Below are 19,923 nucleotides of genomic sequence, written 5' to 3'. Positions count from 1 at the left end.
ATTAGATTGTTAGAAGATTCTAATAAATTATTAACTTCTCTAGATTTATCGGACTCATCTACAGAATTAATAGAAGAATTAAATAAGCTAATAGAAGGAAATATAAAAAATCGGAAAGAGATAAAAAAACAAAATCTTAAATTTAAAGAAGAAGTAACAAATCTTTCCCATGACTTTAGAACTCCTGTTACTTCAATTAAGGGCTTTGTTGAATTAATTCAAGATGGTAACATTTCAGAAGAGGAAAAAGAAGAGTATATTCATATAATAAATAATAAAATTAATATATTAACCGATACAGTTGAAGCCTTTTATGAAATATCTAAGTATGAGTCAGAGGATTATAAAATAGAATTAGAGCCACTTTCCCTATATGAAGTTGCAGTGGAGAATATAATTCCATTTTATGAAGACTTTACTAATAAGAATATAGATGTTGAAATTAAAATAGAAGAAAATATTCCCAAGATTTTACTAGATAGAAGAGCAATAAGCAGGATTTTTATAAATTTAGTACAAAATGCCCTTACCTATGCTAATACCTATTTTAAATTGGAAATAGTAGAAGAAGAGGAGTACTTAAAAATAATTGCTAAAAACAATAGCAACAATATTAATGAAAAAACTATCGACAAAATATTTGACCGTACCTTTATGGGACGTGATTTTAGGGAAGCCGGTAGGTTTGGCTTAGGACTTTATATAGTAAAGGAACTAGTAATTTTACAAAATGGGAAAATAGATGCAAATTATGAAAATAATGAATTTACAATAGAAATATATTTTAAAAAATAAATATAAATGTCTATAAAATTAGGTTTTATAAGAGTAGAATATTATTTCTGCTCTTTTTTAATAATTAACTCAGTATAGAATATTGCTAAGAACTAGACAGTAAGTCTATATTAAATTAAAATAGAGGAAAAGAAGTTATTATTCACTAAGGAGGACAATATGGTTAAGGATTTTATAAAAAGATTAAAGAAAAAATATATAGAAAACCAAGTAGATAATACTGAAATACCAAAATTTTCAGATTCGGAAATAGTGAATAAAAACTTTAAATTTTCCGGAAATGTACAAGGAGTAGGATTTAGATTTCAATTTATGTTGCTGGCCCAGGAATTAGAACTAGTCGGTTGGGTTAAAAATCTAAGTGATGGTAGAGTAGAGGCTGAGGTACAAGGACCAAGGGAAAAAATTGAATTTCTAATTGATGACATGAAAAATAAACAGAGAATTAGAATTGATAATATAGAAGAAAAAGAACAGTCAATAAATAATAGACTAGAAGAATTTAAAGTAGTATATTAAGTGAAAATAAGGAGTTTCTATGGATAAATTAAGAACTAAGTTATAAATTTATATTTATTAACTTAGGAGGGAAAATGAAAATAAAATTTTTAGAAAATAACAAAATAGGAATAGAGGAATTAGTTGAATTATATAATTCTGTCAGTTGGATAGCTTATAGGCAAAACATGGAAGTAATGGAAAATATTTTGGAAAATTCTTATTGGTATATGTCAGCTTATTATGAAAATAAACTAATAGGTGATGGTTATTCAATTATGTATATTCAGGATATTTTAGTAAATCCAAAATATCAAAGACTAGGAATAGGAACTAATTTAATAGAAAGAGCATTAAAGAAATTTGAAAATATTAGACAAAATGTCCTAATAACCGACGATGAAGAAAGAACTAAGAAATTTTACTTGCCTGTAGGAATGATGTAAATTGAAGAAACTAGGGGAACCTGTTTTGTAAAATATAATATTTAGTGAAAAAAACCTCCAGAACGGAGGTTTTTTAATTTACAGGTATGCCAATAACTAATTCAAATATTCCATTTTCTACTATTGTACTTATATTTCCACCATATTTTAAAACAGTTTCCCTTATACTGGAAAGGCCTATACCATGGTGTTTTTTATCTTTTTTAGTTGTTAAAAATGTACCGTTTTTTTCAAGAGGATTTTCACCAAGGGGATTTTTAATCTGTAGCATAAAAAGTCCCTTGTCGACCCTAAGTCTAAAGATTATTTTTCTATTATCGGCTTTTAAATTTGCTTCTATGGCATTATCTAAAGCATTGCCCAGTAAAGAGGACAGGTCAATATCTGAAATTTCCAACTTTTCCGGTACGGATATTCTATAGTCAAATTCTATCTTATATTCTTCCATTAAATCCAATTTATTGTCTAAAATTGCATTTATAGTATTGTTTTTAGAAATTTGCCTTCCCTTTTCAAAGGCGGAAGATGAGGTCAGGTTTATTAGGTAGTCATTTGCCTTATTATAGTCTTTTTTTCAATCATAGCCTGTACTGTAAGTAAATGGTTTTTCATATCATGTCTAATAGTACGAACTGTTTTTTGCTCCCTTTGTAAAGCCTTATAATAATTTTCCTTTATATTTTCTAAGGCATCTTTTTCTAAAAGTTCCTCGTGTTTTATTAAAACCTTTATGGCTGCGAATAAGGCTAGGGTTGATAAAAACACCGAGGGAAATATAATATATCCAATTTTATTTAGCATATCAAGAACTTCATAATAGTAGTTACTGGCTACATACTCAGGTTTTGTAATGTCAGTAAATATATCCAGTAATGCTCCAAAACCTATATTACTAAAACCTATAATTATAAAAAATAGTCCGGCAGATAATCCACCTAACAGTAACCATAATTTTTTAGATAGTTTTACTTCTATATTTCCCATATATTTAAGTAAAATATTTGAAATAATAATCCAAGAAAGAGCCTTTACAAGATACAAGTATTCTTCATTTGGAAAGAACTTAAAGTCATTAGTAACAAAAATAGTACTTACAATTAAATTAAAGGAGCTTAATAGTAGGTAGAACATTAAGGATATTATAAATTTGTTTGTAGCCTTTCCCATAAAGGACAGCTGGAAAATAACTATATAAAAAATTAATACAATTAAAATGTTTGTGTCCCCTAGATAATCAACACTTCCAATAGATAGGGAAAAAGGTAGTAAGGCTAATATTTTTAAGGCTTTATTATTTTTAAAAGGAATTATTTTTGAAACCAGCTTTACTAAAAAATATGATGCTAACAGTGTAAGAACAATTACAATAGGGTCTAAAATAATATTATCGAGTACTAACATATACACCTCAATTTAAAAGATTTCTACTTAATTCAATTACAGCCTTGTCTTGGTAGGTTCTACTAACTGGTAGTTCAATATTGTCAACAAGAACTGTATCGGACTTTATTTGCCTTACTGCCTTTGAATTAACCAGGTATCTTTGGTGTATTCTAACAAAATTTCCCTTAATACTCTCTTCTATATTATTTAATTTTTCATAAAATTCATAATTATTTTCCCTAGTAACACAAATTACCTTCCTAGCCTTTGAATAAAAATATAGGATATCCTTTTTAGGAATTCTGTATATTCCGTCAATATTCTTACAGGTAAAGACCTCTTCTTCATTTTTATCTAAGTTCAAGAGTGTTCTTGTAATAATCTTATTTAAATCCTCTTCCTTAGCAGGTTTTAATAAATAGCCTAAGGCATTAACTGAGTAGCCGTCAAAAACAAAGTCAGGATGACTTGTAAGAAATACTATTTGTAAATAGTCGTTTTCTTCTCTAATTAGCTTGGCTGTTTCCATTCCGTTCAGCCCCGGCATTTCAATATCTAAAAACAATAAATCAATTTCATTTTTGTTTTTCTTATGCCACTCTATAAATTTTTCCCCGCTGGAAAATTCATAAATGACATATTCTATGTTTCTATTTTCTAAAATTTTTTCAAGACCAAAATAAGTAGTAAAACTTGCTTCCTTAGAGTCGTCGCAAATTCCTATACGAAGCATATAATCACCTTCCTTATGTTTAATAATTGTACCATGATGGCAGTTTCTTTCAAAACCGAATATTACATTGGAAGTGTAATTCATTACATTTTTTATTTTATTTTCAAAAAGATTACATGGTTTATGTAAAACTTTTCAAGGGGAAAAACAAATATTTTTTTAAATGGTATTATTCAATTAATCAATAAAGGACAGAAAATACAGGAAATTTTATACAAGTATAGGCTTATAAATTGAAATTATTTTTAGTTCTTAAATATTAGGAGGTAAAAAATGGCAATATTAGAAATTAGTAATTTAAACAAAAGTTATAAATCCGGTAATTTAAATTTACAGGTGTTAAGGAATTTATCCTTAAAGGTAGAAGAAGGGGAATTTGTTTCTATAATGGGTTCCAGCGGAAGCGGAAAGTCTACCTTATTAAATTGTATTTGTCGTTATATAGACTATGAGTCAGGTCTTATTAATTTAAAGGGTAATGATATTGGAAAATTCACAGAAGAGGATTTAGCAACTATGAGAAATACAAATATTGGCTTTATATTTCAAGACTATATGTTACTAGATGGTTTGAATTTAATAGAAAATACCTGTGTCCCATCGGTAATTTCCAAAATGAAAAAAATAAATACCATGTATGAAAGTATGGAGGAAAAGGCAAAGAATCTCTTGAATCTATTTGGTTTAGCAGGAAAAATGGACTCCTTTCCGGCAGAGTTGTCAGGTGGCCAAAGACAAAGGGTTTCAATAGCCAGGTCATTAATTAACAGTCCGGACATTATCTTAGCCGATGAGCCAACAGGAAATTTAGATAGTAAGTCTGCAAATGAAGTAATAGATTCCTTTATAAGAATAAAGAAGGATTTAAACACCAGTATATTAATGGTTACCCATGACATGTACTATGCAAGTTATAGTGACAAGGTGTTTATTTTAAACAAGGGTGAAATAAGCAAGGTTTTAGTTAATAAGGGCAATAGGAAAGAATTACAAGATGAAATTGTAGAAGCCTTTGCAAATATGGACAGGAGTTAAGTATGTTAAATTATAAATCAATAAGTGGAAAATTAAAAAAATATAATAAAAAGGAATATTTTCAGTTTAATACCAGCATATTAATTGCTTTTACCTTAATATTTACATTTGCAAATCTCTACATGAGTAATACCTTACAGAAGACTATGGAGTATGGAACAGACTCTAACCAGATGATAATGTCGATTTTCATTTTATGTATGGTAGGTTGCACCATGCTTGTAATTTATTCGGCAGAGGTATTCTTAAAATATAAAAGTAGGGAAATAGGTGTTTTTATATCCTTTGGTCTAACAAAAAAAGAGTTTGTAAAAATCATAGCAAAGGAAATACTAGTTATAGTTGCAAAACTTACAGTAATTGCAGGAATCTTGTCCCTGGTCTTTTCCTTTGGAATTTGGAAGTTTTTCCAAATAATCTATTCAAAATATGAAATAGAAAATCTATCTTTAAATACTAAGGGTATCTTAATAGGAATTATATTTTCAATATTTATATTTGTAATAGTCTATATAAGATTATCTATTTATATTAGACGATATGATGTAATGGAATTAATGCATTCAAGGTCAAGGACGGACAAGTTGAAAAGGATGAAGAAACCATATTTATATTTAGGATTAATCCTAAGTGTTGCAGGAGTTTCAATAGGTTATTTTCTACCACAATGGTATACGATTAATTTTGACAAAGCTTCACCATCCCTTTTTTCCCTAGCCTATATATTTTCATTTATAGGAATATATATGGTCCTCTATTATTTTATTTCCAATCCAAAAAAATCAAGTAAAAGATTGGGAAAATACTATAACAATATTGCTTACTATAATATTACAAGGCTTCAAGGAAAACAGATAATTGGCTCTATGTTTTCAATGATTTTAATATTTGGTGTATTTACCTTTTCCTTCTTTAACCTTGTAAACCAAAGTGGAGGACTAAGGGAAGAAAAAATGGAATATGATTTTTCCATACCTTTAAGATTGGAAAATAATATCTTAGATAAAAATATAATACAAGAAATAGCTAAAGAACATAAGATAGGAATTGGAACTTACAAGGAATACGAATTTAGTGAACTATTGTCTGGAAGCAATGTTAGAAATTGGGATGACAATGCTGAAAATATTATAGAAAAAGTAGTTGAGGAATACAAATATTATGAATTTATTTCTGAGTCTGAATACAATAGTCTATCTAATAAGAAGATAGATGTAGGAGAAGGCCAATATATAAATCTTGTTAGAAAAAATAATAAATATGATTCATGGGAGTCAGACGATGATTTAGAAAATATTAAGTCAGTAGATGGGAAACAGATGAAGGTGAACTACCAAGGGACTTTGGAAGATGACGTTTTAGTAGACAGAGGATTGTCATGGAATAAAAGGTATATTTTAGACGATGGGGACTATGAAAAACTAACAAGGGGTATTTCAGAAGGACAAAAGATTAAGAACATAGTATTTAACATAGAAGGGGAGAAAAAGTTTGAATTTTCTGAAGATATTTTTGACTATATTTTAGAAAACACCCCAAAAGAAATGGCGGTACAAACAGATTATGATAAAAATCTTCACAAGCTGGTAAAAAACTCCGGTAGGCAATGGTATACAGGAGAGCTTGAAGAATATGAAACAGAAGGGGCCTATCTTGTAAGCTTGAACAAGGATAATTCTGAATTACAAGGAAATTGGAAGTACTATCCGAGAATGAATTATTATGAAAACACAGCTTCCTTTGTACTAAATTTGGTAAAGGTCTTATTGTCTGGTTTTATAGTAATAATAGCCTTAACGGCAACTGTTTTTATAACCTACAATAGGACAAGTTCAATATTTTTCAACAATATTAATCTTTTTAAGAGTATGAAAAAACTAGGAGCAACAAATAAGAATATATTAAGGGACCTTAAAACCATTAATAGAAGAACTATAGTCTATCCTGTTATTGGTGGAGGAATACTGGCCTTTACTATTGTAGTTATAATAATACTTTCTCAGGTTTCATTAGGAATAGAGGTTATAGCAGATTTAATACTTCTACTAATTTCCTATTTAATAGTAATTGCAGTAAAGCAAAAAGCCTTAAACAATATAGAAAAAGCAGTAGTAGAAGAACTATAGGAAAGTTGATAAATAATTGAAATTTTAAATATATACTTAAAATAGAAAAGAGATAAGAAATAAATATTAAAGGAGCTTGTAATGAATAAAGGTTTTAAATTAATAAAAACAATTGGAATTTTACTAATAACTTTTGTAATTATGTATATTGTATTTCAATACGATAGTTCTAAATATACTTACGAAAATAATATAAAATCCTTTGAAAAAGTAAATATGGATGTAATTGAGAGTAATCTTTTAGAGTATAATAATAAATTTATTTACTTTGGAATGGAGGATTGTAATAATTGTAGGAAAAACATTTCTGAAACGATAGATTTTGTAAAGAATAATAATTTAGAAGTAATCTATATTGATTTAAACAAGGAAATGGAAAGAAATTCCAAATTAACAAATAAAATAATAGATGAATATGAAATTTATAAGACTCCTACTCTAGCCTATATTAAAGAAGGTAAAATATTTAAACTAGAGGAAGATAGTAGCTCTAAAAAAAGTATTGCAAACTTTTTAATGCAATTGGAAAACAAAGACTATACCCTAAACCAATAGGTGTAGTCTTTTAATTTTAGTAAAGCCGATTTATACAAAATATTGTTTTAATTTTACATAAATAAAGTATTTAATCTAAATATTACAGAAATATTGTTAAATATTACATAGGCTTAAGCTAAGGTTTTTAAATTGGGATAAGATACAAATAGAAGATTAGGCCAAGCCTTTTAGTAGAGTAGGAAGTAGTAAAACTGATAAATTCTTGTAATTTTAATTGTATATTTAAAATATCTTAAGAGATTTTTAATATATTTTTAAGAGAATTGTAAAAATATATTGATATTGTAGATATAAGAAGATAGTTAAATGGAATTGAAAATATAAGGGGAAGTAGCTTATGAACTTTGAAACAATAGAATTTTATTTAGAAAATTACGGTTTATTGGCCTTGTTTGTAGTTGTCTTGTTGGAATATATGAATTTACCCGGATTTCCTGCAGGAATAATAATGCCCTTATCCGGAATATGGGCCTATCAATTTAATAAATCCTTTTTACTTGTTATGGTCATATCTGTAATTGCCGGACTAATAGGCAGTTGGATACTTTATTTTTTAGGGTTTTATATTGGCACCCCTTTATTAAATTGGTTTAGAAATAAATTTACTAAACAAGGTGTTGCCTTGGACAAAGCCATTGACCAATTAACTAATAAAGGGTATTTAGGACTATTTATTGCAAAATTACTTCCGGTTGTACGTACTATTATTTCTATTCCGGCCGGTGTTATAAAAATGGACTTTTATAAATATAGTTTTTATTCAACTATTGGTATTACAATTTGGAATTTAGTATTTGTTGGAGCAGGCTACATTTTTGGCTCAGCAGCTTTAAATTGGCTTGCAAAGTTTTAGGGGGAGTTAAATGAAAATTGCAATGTTTACAAATAACTATAAACCATATATTGGTGGAGTACCTGTTTCTATTGAAAGACTAGTAAATGGACTTAGAAAGAGAGGGCATATTGTAGATGTTTTTGCACCGACCTATGAGGAACAAAAAAATGAAGAAGGGGTATATAGATTTAAAAGTCTAAATAAAAAACTTGATGGCGATATTGTAGTTCCTAATATGTTCGATAGGGATATTAGAAAACAATTCCAAAAAAGAAATTATGACATTATACACAGTCATCATCCAATGCTAATGGGAAATATTGCCCTGTCCTATTCTAAAAAATATGAAATTCCATTAATTTACACCTATCATACAAGGTATGAAGAATATATGCATTATGTAATGCCTAGTCTATTAAATAAAAATAAAGATGAAACTAAAATATATAAAGTCGCTGAACAAATTGTTTCTAAATATACAAGGTCATTTTCAAATAAATGTAATTTGATTTTTGCTCCAACACCGGAAATTAAAAAAATAATGATTCAAAATAGAATAAACACACCTATAACTGTTGTTCCTACAGGTTTATCGGAAAATGATTTTATAAGGGATAAGGAAAAAACAGAAGAAATAAGAAAAAAATTCAATAGTCCAAATTTATTTTGTTGCGTTAGTAGATTAGGAAGGGAAAAGAATTTTCCCTTTATGTTAAAAGCCTTAAAAACTTTAAAAGAAAGATGGGGAAAATCATTTAAAATGATAATTATTGGAGATGGTGCAGAAAGAAAATCCCTTAGCTTATTAAGTAAAAAACTGGGACTGGAAGAAAATGTACATTTTTTAGGAAATATAGAACACGAAAAACTGGTTCATTATTATAATGCTTGTGATTTGTTTCTCTTTAGTTCCCAATCGGAAACTCAAGGTATAGTACTTTTAGAAGCTATGGCTGCAGGGTTACCAGTAGTTGCAGTTTCCGGTAGTGGTGTTAATGATGTAGTTGTTAATGGGGAAAATGGCTTTAAAACAGAATTAAATGAAGAATTATGGATTAAGCCTATTGAAGAAATTATGGAAAATTCCTATTTATTTAAGAGCTTAAAAATCGGTGCATATAATACTGCTAAAGAATATACAGCAGAGTCAATTGCTAAATTAACAGAAGAAAACTATTTACAGTTAATACAAGGGAAAGTAAAATATGTTGTGCCATAATAATGTTAAAGAAACAAATAGGAGTAAAAAAGAAAAGTTAGTAGGTTATATACTTAGTAGAATATTTTATGGATATTTGTGGCTGGTTAACAAAACAATAAAATATGAAATTAGAAATATACATTTACTTAAAGAACTTGAAATGCTTGGTTATTGGCATGGGGACAGCTCCCTGATGATGATTTTACTTATGCATTTAAATCAGCAGCTACCACCGGTAGATGTAGTAATAACTGCTGACTGGAGGGGGGATATTATTTCCTATATATTAGATAAATGCCGGGCTAATTCCATACGGACAGAAGATGGCTTAGGAGCAAGAAAGAATTTAAGGCTCTTAATTAAGACCTCCAGTCAAAAGGACCGGATTTTTGCCTTAGCAATGGATGGGCCTTTAGGACCAAGGCATAAGCCAAAAGAATTATTGCCTTACCTAGCTAAAAAGGCTAATTCTGATATTTATTTTGTAAGCTTTACAAATTCACCATCAATAAACCTTAAAAAGCGTTGGGATAATTATTCTATTCCACTACCTTTTAGTAGGATAGAAGTGGTTTTTGAAAAATATAAGAATAAAGTAAATTAAGGTAGCACTATAGCTACCTTAACTGTTTAAAGGAATTATTATAACTAGTATGAACTTGTTGTTTTCCATATTAATATCCATATTTCCCTTATATTTTGAAACAATTTCCCTTATGCTTGTAAGACCGAAGCCATGGTTAGAACTATTTCTTTTTGTAGATAGGAAGGAATTTTCCTTTACTATTGGTTTTTCACCTATGGGATTTTCTATTTTTAACATAAAAAGTCCTTTTTCAACTTTTAAACGAAATACTATTTTTTTATCCAGGGCTTTTACAGTAGCTTCTATGGCATTATCTAAAGCGTTACCTAGCAAGGCAGATAAATCTATGTCAGAAATTTCTATACTTTCCGATGTTGAAATTTCATAATCGAACTCTATATTATAATCTTCCATTGTATTGATTTTAATGTCAAGAATAGCGTTAATTACTTCATTTCTTGTAATTTGTCTTGTTTTATTAAAACTACTGGAAGAAGTTAGACTCTTTAAAAATTCTTTAGTTTCTTCAACCTTGTTATTTTCCAACATATTTTCCATAGTAAGTAAATAATTGTTCATGTCGTGTTTTATAAGTCTAATTGATTTTTGTTCGTTTTTGATTCCTTCGTAGTAGAGTTCCTTCATATTATTTATGTTTTCCATTTCCTTTAATTCCTCCTGTTTTGAAAGAATTATCATGGCAATGAAAATTGAAATAGCAGAAATTATTACAAAGGGGATTATAATAAAGGATAATCTTAAAGTAATAAATTCTATAATACTATAGCTTTCTTCATTAAATAAATGGGATTTTAAAGATGATGAAGGGTATAACAAATCACCAACCCCAAATCTTGTAAAACCGACTATAACAAAAAATGGTCCAATTAATAGGCCAAAAAGTAGGTACCATAAATTTTTTGGTAATTTAATATTTTTATCTTTAATAAATCTATATAAGACCAAGCTAATTATTATAAAAACCGTAGCCTTGATAGATAAAATAAATTGACTATATAAAAAAGCTCCAATAAAATAATCATTAAGGTAGCGGGAGAAAATAGTGTCTATAAGCATATTAATAGGGGTGATTAAAATATAGAAAAGCAAGGCTGTAACCAGTTTAGGAAGAAAATCCCCCTTGTAGCAAATTAAAAATACCAGTATATAAAAGGGTAAAATTATAAAGGGGTTTTCATCTCCTATCCATGATTGTATTCCTAAGGAGTTGAAGAAAAGTACATAGGGTATTATTTTTAATATTTTATTCTTTACAGGTTTTAAAATTTTAAGGGAGCTTTGTACAAGAAAATAGGTAGCTAGTCCCAGTACAGTATAGTTAATAATTGGTAGAAGAAGATTTAAGAATAATTTCATATAATACCTCAATTAAGTAAATTACGGCCAAGTTCTAACAAGGCGGTCTTTCTGTATTGCCTACTAATAGGAAGTTCCTTGCCATTTACTACAAGAGATTCAGCCCTGGCTTGGTCAACGTATTTTGAATTTATTAAATAACTTTGATGTATTCTTAAAAATACAGGTCCAATTGATTTTTCAATATTGTTTAATTTTTCATAAAATATATAAGTCTTGTCCCTTGTAATACAATTTATTTTTCTTCCTTCAGACTGAAAATATAAGATATCAATTTTAGGAATTCTAAATATACCCTTCATATTTTTAAAGGTAAAAACATCATTTTCATTTTGGAGTATTTTAGCCAAAGTCCTATTTATAATATTGATTAAATCTTTTTCCCTAACGGGTTTTAATAAATACCCCCTTGCATCTACTAGGTAGCCGTCAAAAACATAGTCGGGGTAGCTGGTAATAAAGACTATTTGAAGAATACTACTTTTCTTACGGAGTTTCTTAGCTACTTCCATACCATCCGGCCCCGGCATTTCAATATCTAAAAATACTAAATCCACTTCATCACTATGTTTTTCATACCAATTTATTAATTTTCCCCCACTGGGAAATTCGTAAATTACATATTCTATTTCCATATTTTCTAAAACTCTTTCAAGTCCGGTGTATAAAGAAAACCTTGCTTTTTTTTCATCATCACAAATAGCTATACGAAGCATAACTACCTCCTTTATTGTTTTATTGTATCATGGAGGTATTTTCTTTCAAAACCAAATATTACATAAAAACTGTCAATTTTACACTATTAATTATATATAACTAATAAATAACTAAAATTAGGTTAAAACTTACATAGGGATAAAAAAATATAATATAAAAATGTTAGACTTCTCATAAAGAGGAGGACTATTATGTTAAAAATTAATAATTTACATAAATCATTTCAAGTAGGAAATGAAAGATATGAGGTACTAAAGGGAATTACCATGGAGGTTGACGAGGGAGAATTTGTTGGTGTAATGGGTGCATCCGGTTCGGGAAAAACGACACTTTTAAATTGTATTTCAGCCTATATTCCTATTGATAGTGGAGAAATATTACTAGGGGAAAGGGATATTTCAAAATTAAGGAATGAAGATCTAGCAGAAATAAGAAATAGGGATTTAGGGTTTGTATTTCAGGACTTTATGCTACTTGATGGACTAACAATAAGGGAGAATATTATGCTTCCACGAATTATAGGCGAAAGAGTAGATTCCAGTATGGAGGAAATGGCAGATAATCTATGTGAAATATTTGGTATTTCCCATATAAAAAATAAATACCCTGCAGAAATATCCGGTGGTGAAAAACAAAGAACAGCAGTTGCCAGAGCCTTAATTAATAATCCTAAGATTATTTTAGCCGATGAGCCAACAGGAAATTTGGACTCTAAAAGTTCAAGGGCAGTAATAAAGTCCTTTATAGAGGCTAAAAATTCTCTAGGTGCAACGATTTTAATGGTAACCCACGATTCCTTAGCTGCTTCCCATTGTGATAAGGTTGTAATTTTAAAGGACGGTTTAGTTTGGGATATAAAGGAAAGAAAAAATGAAGAAAGAAGAATTTTCCAAAAAGAACTTTTAGATTCAATCCAACTTCTAAGTGAGGAGAATTAAAATGATGGATTTTAAAAGGATAAATAAAAAATTAAGAAGTAAGAACAAAAATAAATATTATTTTATGTTAGGAAGTATTTTATTATCTGTACTTTTAATAACTTCCTACTTAACTATTATGAACTCAAGAACGGTACAAAGAATTCTTCCACCAGGTGGAGATTCAAGAAAACAGATGATGATGATTTTTACAATTGCTGTAATTGGATGTATTGTATTTGTAAATTATGCTATAGGTTTATTTTTACGCTATAAATCCAGGGAAGTGGGAGTCCTTATGGCCTTAGGTACTTCTAAGAAAAAGATTGAATATTTTTTAATTAGGGATATTTTAACACTTGTCTTAATAGTTTCTTTTATAGGCATAGGATTAGGAGTGGTATTTGCCCTTGGAATTTGGAAATTATTTAGAATTTTCATTGTAGACACACCTGACATGGTATTAAATATTTCATATAAGGCAATAGCCTTATCGGCTTTATTTATACTAGTAATTACAGTACTGTCATTTATTCGAATGAAACAGTTTATAAATAGAACAAATATAATAGATATAGTTCAGGAATCTAAAAAATCTGAACCTATTAAAGATGTTCCAAGTTGGTATGGTTTTGTTGGAATACTTTTAATGCTTATAGGAGGTTTTTTAGGATACTCCTCCTCGGGGTTTATTATAGAAAAGTTTTCTTATTTTCCACCGGATTGGCTTTCAGGTATTTTTTATTTACCGGCCTTAATAGGACTGTACATGATAATGCTTCATACTGTTGTTAAGGGATGGGGAGGTAGAAAAAATAAATATAAAAATATAATAAGTACCAGTATGATGAAATTTGAAGGTCGTCAAACTGTAAGAAATATGATAGTTATAAGCCTACTAATAGCAGGAGGTTATTTTGCATCCTTCTATACTCCCTTAATGTTTTCAGCATCAGAAAATGTATTTAAGGAAAGTAAGGTGGATTATTCCTTTAATTATAGACAAGACCAAAAAATGATAGGTAAAGATGATATTTTTGCTTTAGCCCAAGAAGAGGATGTAGAAATTACAGAGTATAGGACAGAGCCTATGGCTATATTAGGTGTAGATGGTGAGTTAGAAAGACTAGAGGACAATAGGAAAATAACCTTTGAATATAAAACCCTATTAACAAGTGGTAGGTTTTTATCGGAAGAGGCCTATAATAGACTAACAGGAGAAAATATTACTATTAAACCTGGTGAAGTTATAACTATCTTAAGTAATGATGGAAGCAGTGATTTTAGAAGCAGTGAGGATCTTTCCCTAATAACAAATATTGTTACAGGTGATGAAATGAAGGTTAGACCATCAAAACTAAAACTTAGAAATAATTCCTTATTTGGATATAGAATCTTATCAAAGGAAGACTATGGAAAAATCACAAGGGGTTTAACACCGGAATGGCTGGAAAAAATAGTTTTTTTCAATGTAAAAAATCCAGAGGCAAGCTATGACTTTGCGAATTTACTATTTGATGAAATAGTAGAACATTCCGATTCTAAAGTGGAACAATTTTTATATTGGGACCCTGTTTCAAAAATAGTTGCCGAAAAAGAAGGGAAAGAATATGATACGGATTCATATAAGGTTGATTATAGGTTAAAGGATTCATCTGATTTTAGAAGTAGTTGGAAATATATGCCAAATTTTGGAATAATGAACAAGATGGATTTTCTAAAACAATATGCAGTTTTTTTACTCTTATTTGTATTTATTGCTATAATTTGTTTTTCTGCAGTAATAGTAATTTTATATGTAAGAAGCTTAACCACCGGCTTAAATAGCAAAAGGGTCTATGAGGATTTAAAACGTATTGGGGCAAATAATAACTACCTTCAGAAATCTATGAAGTCCCAAATATCTAAAATATTCTTATCTCCAACTTTAATTGGAACTATTGTAATAGTAGCTTTTTATACTATGATTCTATACTCAAATGATGGACAATTTACAGAACAGGAATTTATTGGATTTGGAATTAGTATGGGAGTAGTTATAGTAATGTCTGCTATAATTTATGTTTTGTATAAGCTAAGCTTTAAAAAAATATGTAAAATATTAAATATTTTATAAGATAAAGGAAATCCCTATTAAGAAATATGGATTTCCTTTTTTTGAAACAAATTAATTTAATAGGGTACTTATATGATAATATGATATGTAATAATTAAATAAACAGGTCGGATAAGGTAATAAAAATCAGTTATTTTAAAGGAGTGCTTATGTTAATTATAAGAGAATTTAAAATTGGTGATAGTGAAGCTATTTACCAGCTAAACAAAAGTGAAATGAAATATGATTATCCTTTGGAAGAAACGGTAGAAAATTTAAAGAAGATTAATAAAAGTAAGTCAGACAAGATTTTTGTTGCAGAAATTGACGGAAATGTTATTGGCTATGTACATGCTAGTAATTATCAGTGTATATATTCTAAACCTATGAAAAATATTTTAGGAATTGCTGTTTCAAAGAAATACCAAAAAATAGGAATAGGTAGAGATTTAATGGAAGCAGTGGAAAAATGGGCAAGGGATGAAAAGGTTTCCTATATTAGATTAGCTTCAGGCGAAGAACGGGAAGATGCCCATAAGTTTTATAGAAAATGTGGCTATAAAAAAATAAAAAAACAAGAGAATTTTAGAAAAGAGTTGGGAGATTAATAGAGGGGTTTTGGAGAGGTTATGGAGATTACTATAAGGCAAGGTCATATAGATGATGCAGATTTCATATATAAATTAAATAAATACAGTCTAGGTTATGATTATCCTTTAGAGAAAACAAAGAAAAAATTAGAAAAAATATTAAGTAATAATAACTATAGAGTTTTAGTTGCAGTTTATAAAGATGAAGTAGTTGGCTATATAGAAGCCCATGATTATGAAAGTCTATACCAGGATTCCTTAAAAGACATAATGGCTTTAGTTGTAGCAAAAGATTTCAAAATATGGGAATAGGTGGAATGTTAATAGACAGTATAGAAAAATGGGCTAGGGATGAATCATCAAAGGGACTAAGACTTGTTACTAGAGAAAAAAGAGAGCAAGCTCATAATTTTTATATGAAAAAAGGATTTAAGGAAATAAAGCTACAAAAGAATTTTAAAAAATATTTTTAAATATTGAAGATGAAAACCAATAATCTTTTATAAATAGTAAAATTAGGGTATTGAATTAGTATAGTATAAATTTTAAGGATGAAAGGGGACTTTTAAACTATGAATAGGTTTAGTAAGGAAAATGTTATCTACAATTTCGAATATGGTATGAAGGAAGAATATAGGGTTAAACCAAAGGAAAAATTTATTGTAGAAACATGTGATTGCTTTCATGAACAAATAAAATCGGAGGAGCAGGTTTTAATGGAAATAGACATGGACATTGTAAATCCTGCTACAGGTCCTATTTATATTGAAAATGCAATGCCGGGAGATATTTTAAAGGTTAATATTATTAATATAGAAATAAAGGACAAGGGTGTTGCAGCAGCAATTCCAAATGCCGGTGGTCTGGCAGAAGAATCTAAGGAAGCAATTGTAAGGGTAATTGAAGTTAAAGATGGCTATGCAAATTATTTAGGTAAGAAAATTCCAATTAGTCCAATGATTGGTGTTATAGGTCTTGCTCCAGCTGTTGAAGATGGAAAATGGGGAACCCATACTCCTTGGAAACATGGCGGAAATATGGACAGTACTGTTATAAGGAAGGGTAGCTCCTTATATTTCCAAGTGCAGCAAGAAGGAGCAATGTTAGCCTTAGGGGACTTACATGCTGTTATGGGGGATGGTGAACTTTGTTTTACAGGACTTGAAATTTCCGGTGAAATTGAACTGGAAGTCGAAGTAATAAAGACAAAGAGAAAATTAAAATGGCCTATTGTAGAATTAAATGACAGAATAGAAATAATTGCTTCCGGAGAAAGTTTAGATGAGGCTACAAAGGAGGCTGCTAGTACTGCAGTTGATTTAATGAAAGATGCTTTGAAGATTTCCTGGGCAGAAAGTTATGTATTGGCAAGTCTTGTAATGGATTTAAAAATATCTCAAATAGTTAATCCAAAGAAAACAGCAAGGGCTGCAATACCGAAAAATATTGTAACAATGAAGGAATTATTATAAATATTTTATTAAGATGAGGTGGGAAAATGACTAAGAGAATTATAACTATTAGTAGACAGTTTGGTAGTGGTGGAAGAACTGTAGGAAAAGAGTTAGCTGAAAAGTTAAATTATAAATACTATGATAGGGAAATCATAGAAAAAATTGCAGAAGAATCGGGATTTAGTCAAGAATTTATTGAAGAAACAGAGGAAAAAGATACATACAGAGGATTATTTAATATAGGTCTTTTAGCAAGGGACCATAGAGGAATGTCTGTAGATGATTATATTTGGGAAGCACAAACAAAAATAATTAAAGAAATAGCAGACTCAGGAGAAAATGCTGTAATAGTTGGACGTTGCTCAGATTATATTCTAAGGGATAGGGAAGACACTATTCATGTTTTTGTTCACGCTGATCTTAAAAAACGGAAAAGAAGAGTAAGGGAAAAATATGGAGATAGGGAAGTAAGTTTAGAAAAAAGACTTAAGGACAAGGACAAAAGAAGAAGGGTCTACTATAAATTTTATACCGATAGAGAATGGGGCGATGTTGAAAACTTTACTATGACATTAAATAGTGGAGAATTAGGAATTGACAATTGTGTAAAATTAATTGAAGAAGCTGTTAATCTATAAGCAAAAAATAAAACCATCTAATTAAAAATTAGGTGGTTTTTCTGTGGAAAAAATTAAAGAAAATTACTTGAACTAATAAAATCGCTAAACTAAATTGATATAATTATGATAAATATAAATTAATCTTTATATAATAGCTAAAGTGTAGTAAAATATATTTTGTGATAATAAATATTAATGGAGGTACTTATGCTAAAATTTAAAGATTATGAATATATAAGACCGGATTTTGAAAAATTAGAAGAGGAAATGAATATTTTAATTGATAAGTTTGAAAACGCTTCTACTTTTGAAGAACAGTCAGAGTATTTTGAAAATATTATGAAGATTATGTCTAATGTTAGTACTATGGGAACTTTAATGCATATACGTTATAGTATTAATACTAAAGATGAATTCTATGAAAAAGAAAGGGAATTCTTCGATGAAAATAGCCCTAAATTTGATAAGGTTATAAATAAATTCGATAAGGCTGTAGTTAAGTCTAAATTTAGACCTGAACTTGAAGAAAAATGGGGTAAGCAATTATTTACCTTAACGGATATGAGTTTAGAAGTATTTTCAGAAGAAATAATAGAGGATTTAATAGAAGAGAATAAAACCGTAAACGAGTATTCTAAATTAATTGCTTCAGCAGAAATTGAATTTGAAGGTGAAAAAAGGAATTTAGCTCAAATGTTACCTTTTAGAACTTCTAAGGACAGGGAAATGAGAAAGAGTGCAGAAAATGCATTTTTGAATTTCTTTGAAGAAAATGAAGATAAATTTGACGATATTTATGATAGACTAGTGAAAATTAGAACTAAAATGGCTAAAAAACTAGGCTATAATAATTATATTGAACTTGGTTATAAAAGAATGAACCGTTCTGACTATGGACCAGAGGAAGTGAAAAATTACAGAAAGCAAATATATGAAACTGTAGTTTCACTTGTAGTGGACATTAAGGAAAGACAAAGAAAAAGACTTGGTCTTTATTCTTTAAAAAATTATGATGAGGGTTTTAAATTCCTTTCAGGAAATCCTAAACCACAAGGAGATCCGGACTGGATTATAGAAAACGGAAGGAAGATGTACTCCGAGTTATCACCTGAAACTAAAGAGTTTTTTAATTTTATGTTAGACAGGGAATTGTTAGACCTAGTAAGTAAAGAAGGGAAAATGAGTGGAGGCTATTGTACGTTTATAAATGATTATAAATCACCTTTCATATTTTCCAACTTTAACGGAACAAGTGGAGATGTTGATGTACTAACTCATGAGGCAGGTCATGCTTTTCAAACTTATAGAAGTAGGGACTTAGGTATTCCGGCTTATAGTTTTCCAACATATGAGGCAGCTGAAATTCATTCTATGAGTATGGAGTTTATAACCTATCCATGGATGGAATTATTCTTCAAAGAAGATACAGAAAAATATAAATTTAGTCATTTAGCAGGAACCTTGGAATTTTTACCATATGGTGTAGCAGTAGATGAATTCCAACATTTTGTTTATGGAAACCCTGAAGCTAGTCCTGCTGAAAGAAAGGCTAAATGGAGGGAAATAGAAAAGAAATATATGCCTTTTAAGGATTATTCAGAAAGTGAATTTTTGGAAAGAGGAGGCTTCTGGTATAGACAAGGTCATATATTTGAAAGACCTTTCTATTATATAGACTATACGCTAGCTCAAGTTTGTGCTTTCCAATTCTTTAATAAATTCAACGAAAATAGGGAAAAAGCTTGGGAGGATTATTTAAGACTTTGTGATGCCGGTGGTAGTAAATCATTTTTAGAGTTACTGGAATTAGCAAATTTAAAAAATCCTTTTAATGATGGGGTAATTGAAGAAACAATAAAACCATTAAGGGAAAGACTTAATAGCATAGATGATAGTAAATTTTAAAGGAAATTTATTATATTAATTGGCAATTAAGAGAAAAAACCTTTAAATCCAT

Annotated in this window: 22 protein-coding genes; 17 read left to right on the top strand and 5 right to left on the bottom strand. The window is 29.1% G+C overall.

Annotation, left to right across the window (positions count from 1 at the left end; genetic code table 11):
• Positions 1-6 precede the first annotated feature (6 nt).
• The 3 genes from WAO56_RS05665 to WAO56_RS05655 all read left to right on the top strand — a co-directional run bounded on the left by WAO56_RS05665 (position 7) and on the right by WAO56_RS05655 (position 1,739).
• Complete coding sequence (locus WAO56_RS05665; protein WP_422143630.1) at positions 7-795, top strand: sensor histidine kinase; 789 nt, start codon at positions 7-9, stop codon at positions 793-795.
• A gap of 159 nt (positions 796-954) precedes the next feature.
• On the top strand, positions 955-1,314 hold the full coding sequence (locus WAO56_RS05660) for an acylphosphatase (RefSeq protein ID WP_422143629.1): 360 nt from the start codon (positions 955-957) through the stop codon (positions 1,312-1,314).
• Positions 1,315-1,388: 74 nt separating this feature from the next.
• Positions 1,389-1,739, top strand: a complete 351-nt coding sequence (locus WAO56_RS05655) for a GNAT family N-acetyltransferase (protein ID WP_422143628.1) — start codon at positions 1,389-1,391, stop codon at positions 1,737-1,739.
• 73 nt (positions 1,740-1,812) lie between these two features.
• Here the strand turns inward: WAO56_RS05655 and WAO56_RS05650 are convergent, their stop codons facing one another.
• The 3 genes from WAO56_RS05650 to WAO56_RS05640 all read right to left on the bottom strand — a co-directional run bounded on the left by WAO56_RS05650 (position 1,813) and on the right by WAO56_RS05640 (position 3,939).
• Positions 1,813-2,187 carry an ATP-binding protein gene (locus WAO56_RS05650; protein WP_422143627.1) on the bottom strand — a complete coding sequence of 125 codons (375 nt, stop codon included), beginning with the start codon at positions 2,185-2,187 and terminating at the stop codon, positions 1,813-1,815.
• Positions 2,188-2,279: 92 nt separating this feature from the next.
• A complete protein-coding gene (locus WAO56_RS05645) occupies positions 2,280-3,140 on the bottom strand; it encodes a hypothetical protein (RefSeq protein ID WP_422143626.1) in 861 nt (286 codons plus the stop codon).
• Positions 3,141-3,147: 7 nt separating this feature from the next.
• Entirely contained in the window at positions 3,148-3,939 is a 792-nt protein-coding gene (locus WAO56_RS05640) for a LytR/AlgR family response regulator transcription factor (protein ID WP_422143625.1), read from the bottom strand.
• Positions 3,940-4,128: 189 nt separating this feature from the next.
• Between WAO56_RS05640 and WAO56_RS05635 the strand changes: the two genes are divergently transcribed.
• From WAO56_RS05635 to WAO56_RS05610, 6 genes are all read left to right on the top strand, one after another.
• Positions 4,129-4,890 (top strand): ABC transporter ATP-binding protein, encoded by a 762-nt coding sequence (locus WAO56_RS05635; protein WP_422143624.1) that lies wholly within the window; start codon positions 4,129-4,131, stop codon positions 4,888-4,890.
• Between the two features lie 2 nt (positions 4,891-4,892).
• Positions 4,893-7,016, top strand: coding sequence for an ABC transporter permease (locus tag WAO56_RS05630; protein ID WP_422143623.1), 2,124 nt, complete (start codon positions 4,893-4,895; stop codon positions 7,014-7,016).
• Between the two features lie 81 nt (positions 7,017-7,097).
• Positions 7,098-7,571 carry a thioredoxin family protein gene (locus tag WAO56_RS05625; RefSeq protein ID WP_422143622.1) on the top strand — a complete coding sequence of 158 codons (474 nt, stop codon included), beginning with the start codon at positions 7,098-7,100 and terminating at the stop codon, positions 7,569-7,571.
• Positions 7,572-7,911: 340 nt separating this feature from the next.
• Positions 7,912-8,427, top strand: coding sequence for a DedA family protein (locus WAO56_RS05620; RefSeq protein WP_422143621.1), 516 nt, complete (start codon positions 7,912-7,914; stop codon positions 8,425-8,427).
• A gap of 10 nt (positions 8,428-8,437) precedes the next feature.
• The gene (locus WAO56_RS05615) at positions 8,438-9,628 is read left to right on the top strand and encodes a glycosyltransferase (protein ID WP_422143620.1); all 1,191 of its coding nucleotides are present in this window, start codon (positions 8,438-8,440) and stop codon (positions 9,626-9,628) included.
• Positions 9,615-10,214 carry a hypothetical protein gene (locus WAO56_RS05610; protein ID WP_422143619.1) on the top strand — a complete coding sequence of 200 codons (600 nt, stop codon included), beginning with the start codon at positions 9,615-9,617 and terminating at the stop codon, positions 10,212-10,214. The genes WAO56_RS05615 and WAO56_RS05610 overlap by 14 nt, the downstream gene beginning before the upstream one ends.
• 18 nt (positions 10,215-10,232) lie before the next feature.
• Here WAO56_RS05610 and WAO56_RS05605 read toward each other — a convergent pair whose 3' ends face one another.
• Positions 10,233-11,573 (bottom strand): sensor histidine kinase, encoded by a 1,341-nt coding sequence (locus WAO56_RS05605; RefSeq protein ID WP_422143618.1) that lies wholly within the window; start codon positions 11,571-11,573, stop codon positions 10,233-10,235.
• Positions 11,574-11,581: 8 nt separating this feature from the next.
• Positions 11,582-12,289: a LytR/AlgR family response regulator transcription factor gene (locus tag WAO56_RS05600; protein ID WP_422143617.1), complete on the bottom strand. Its 708-nt coding sequence runs from the start codon at positions 12,287-12,289 to the stop codon at positions 11,582-11,584.
• Positions 12,290-12,481: 192 nt separating this feature from the next.
• Here WAO56_RS05600 and WAO56_RS05595 point away from each other — a divergent pair, with 192 nt between their 5' ends.
• The 8 genes from WAO56_RS05595 (at position 12,482) to WAO56_RS05560 (ending at position 19,871) form a co-directional block, all read left to right on the top strand.
• The gene (locus WAO56_RS05595) at positions 12,482-13,228 is read left to right on the top strand and encodes an ABC transporter ATP-binding protein (protein ID WP_422143616.1); all 747 of its coding nucleotides are present in this window, start codon (positions 12,482-12,484) and stop codon (positions 13,226-13,228) included.
• A 1-nt stretch (position 13,229) separates the two neighbouring features.
• The gene (locus tag WAO56_RS05590) at positions 13,230-15,323 is read left to right on the top strand and encodes an FtsX-like permease family protein (RefSeq protein WP_422143615.1); all 2,094 of its coding nucleotides are present in this window, start codon (positions 13,230-13,232) and stop codon (positions 15,321-15,323) included.
• A gap of 149 nt (positions 15,324-15,472) precedes the next feature.
• Entirely contained in the window at positions 15,473-15,910 is a 438-nt protein-coding gene (locus tag WAO56_RS05585) for a GNAT family N-acetyltransferase (RefSeq protein ID WP_422143614.1), read from the top strand.
• A gap of 21 nt (positions 15,911-15,931) precedes the next feature.
• Positions 15,932-16,204, top strand: coding sequence for a hypothetical protein (locus WAO56_RS05580; RefSeq protein WP_422143613.1), 273 nt, complete (start codon positions 15,932-15,934; stop codon positions 16,202-16,204).
• A gap of 5 nt (positions 16,205-16,209) precedes the next feature.
• Complete coding sequence (locus WAO56_RS05575; protein ID WP_422146298.1) at positions 16,210-16,365, top strand: GNAT family N-acetyltransferase; 156 nt, start codon at positions 16,210-16,212, stop codon at positions 16,363-16,365.
• 99 nt (positions 16,366-16,464) lie between these two features.
• Positions 16,465-17,364 (top strand): acetamidase/formamidase family protein, encoded by a 900-nt coding sequence (locus WAO56_RS05570; RefSeq protein WP_422143611.1) that lies wholly within the window; start codon positions 16,465-16,467, stop codon positions 17,362-17,364.
• A gap of 26 nt (positions 17,365-17,390) precedes the next feature.
• Positions 17,391-17,984 (top strand): AAA family ATPase, encoded by a 594-nt coding sequence (locus WAO56_RS05565; RefSeq protein ID WP_422143610.1) that lies wholly within the window; start codon positions 17,391-17,393, stop codon positions 17,982-17,984.
• Between the two features lie 189 nt (positions 17,985-18,173).
• Positions 18,174-19,871, top strand: a complete 1,698-nt coding sequence (locus WAO56_RS05560; RefSeq protein WP_422143609.1) for a M3 family oligoendopeptidase — start codon at positions 18,174-18,176, stop codon at positions 19,869-19,871.
• Positions 19,872-19,923 lie beyond the last annotated feature (52 nt).

Origin of the sequence: Miniphocaeibacter sp. (assembly GCF_049276255.1) — a bacterium.
Taxonomy (GTDB): domain Bacteria; phylum Bacillota; class Clostridia; order Tissierellales; family Peptoniphilaceae; genus Miniphocaeibacter.
The sequence above is the reverse complement of the archived record's forward strand: the minus strand, read 5'-3'. Positions and strand labels throughout refer to the sequence as shown.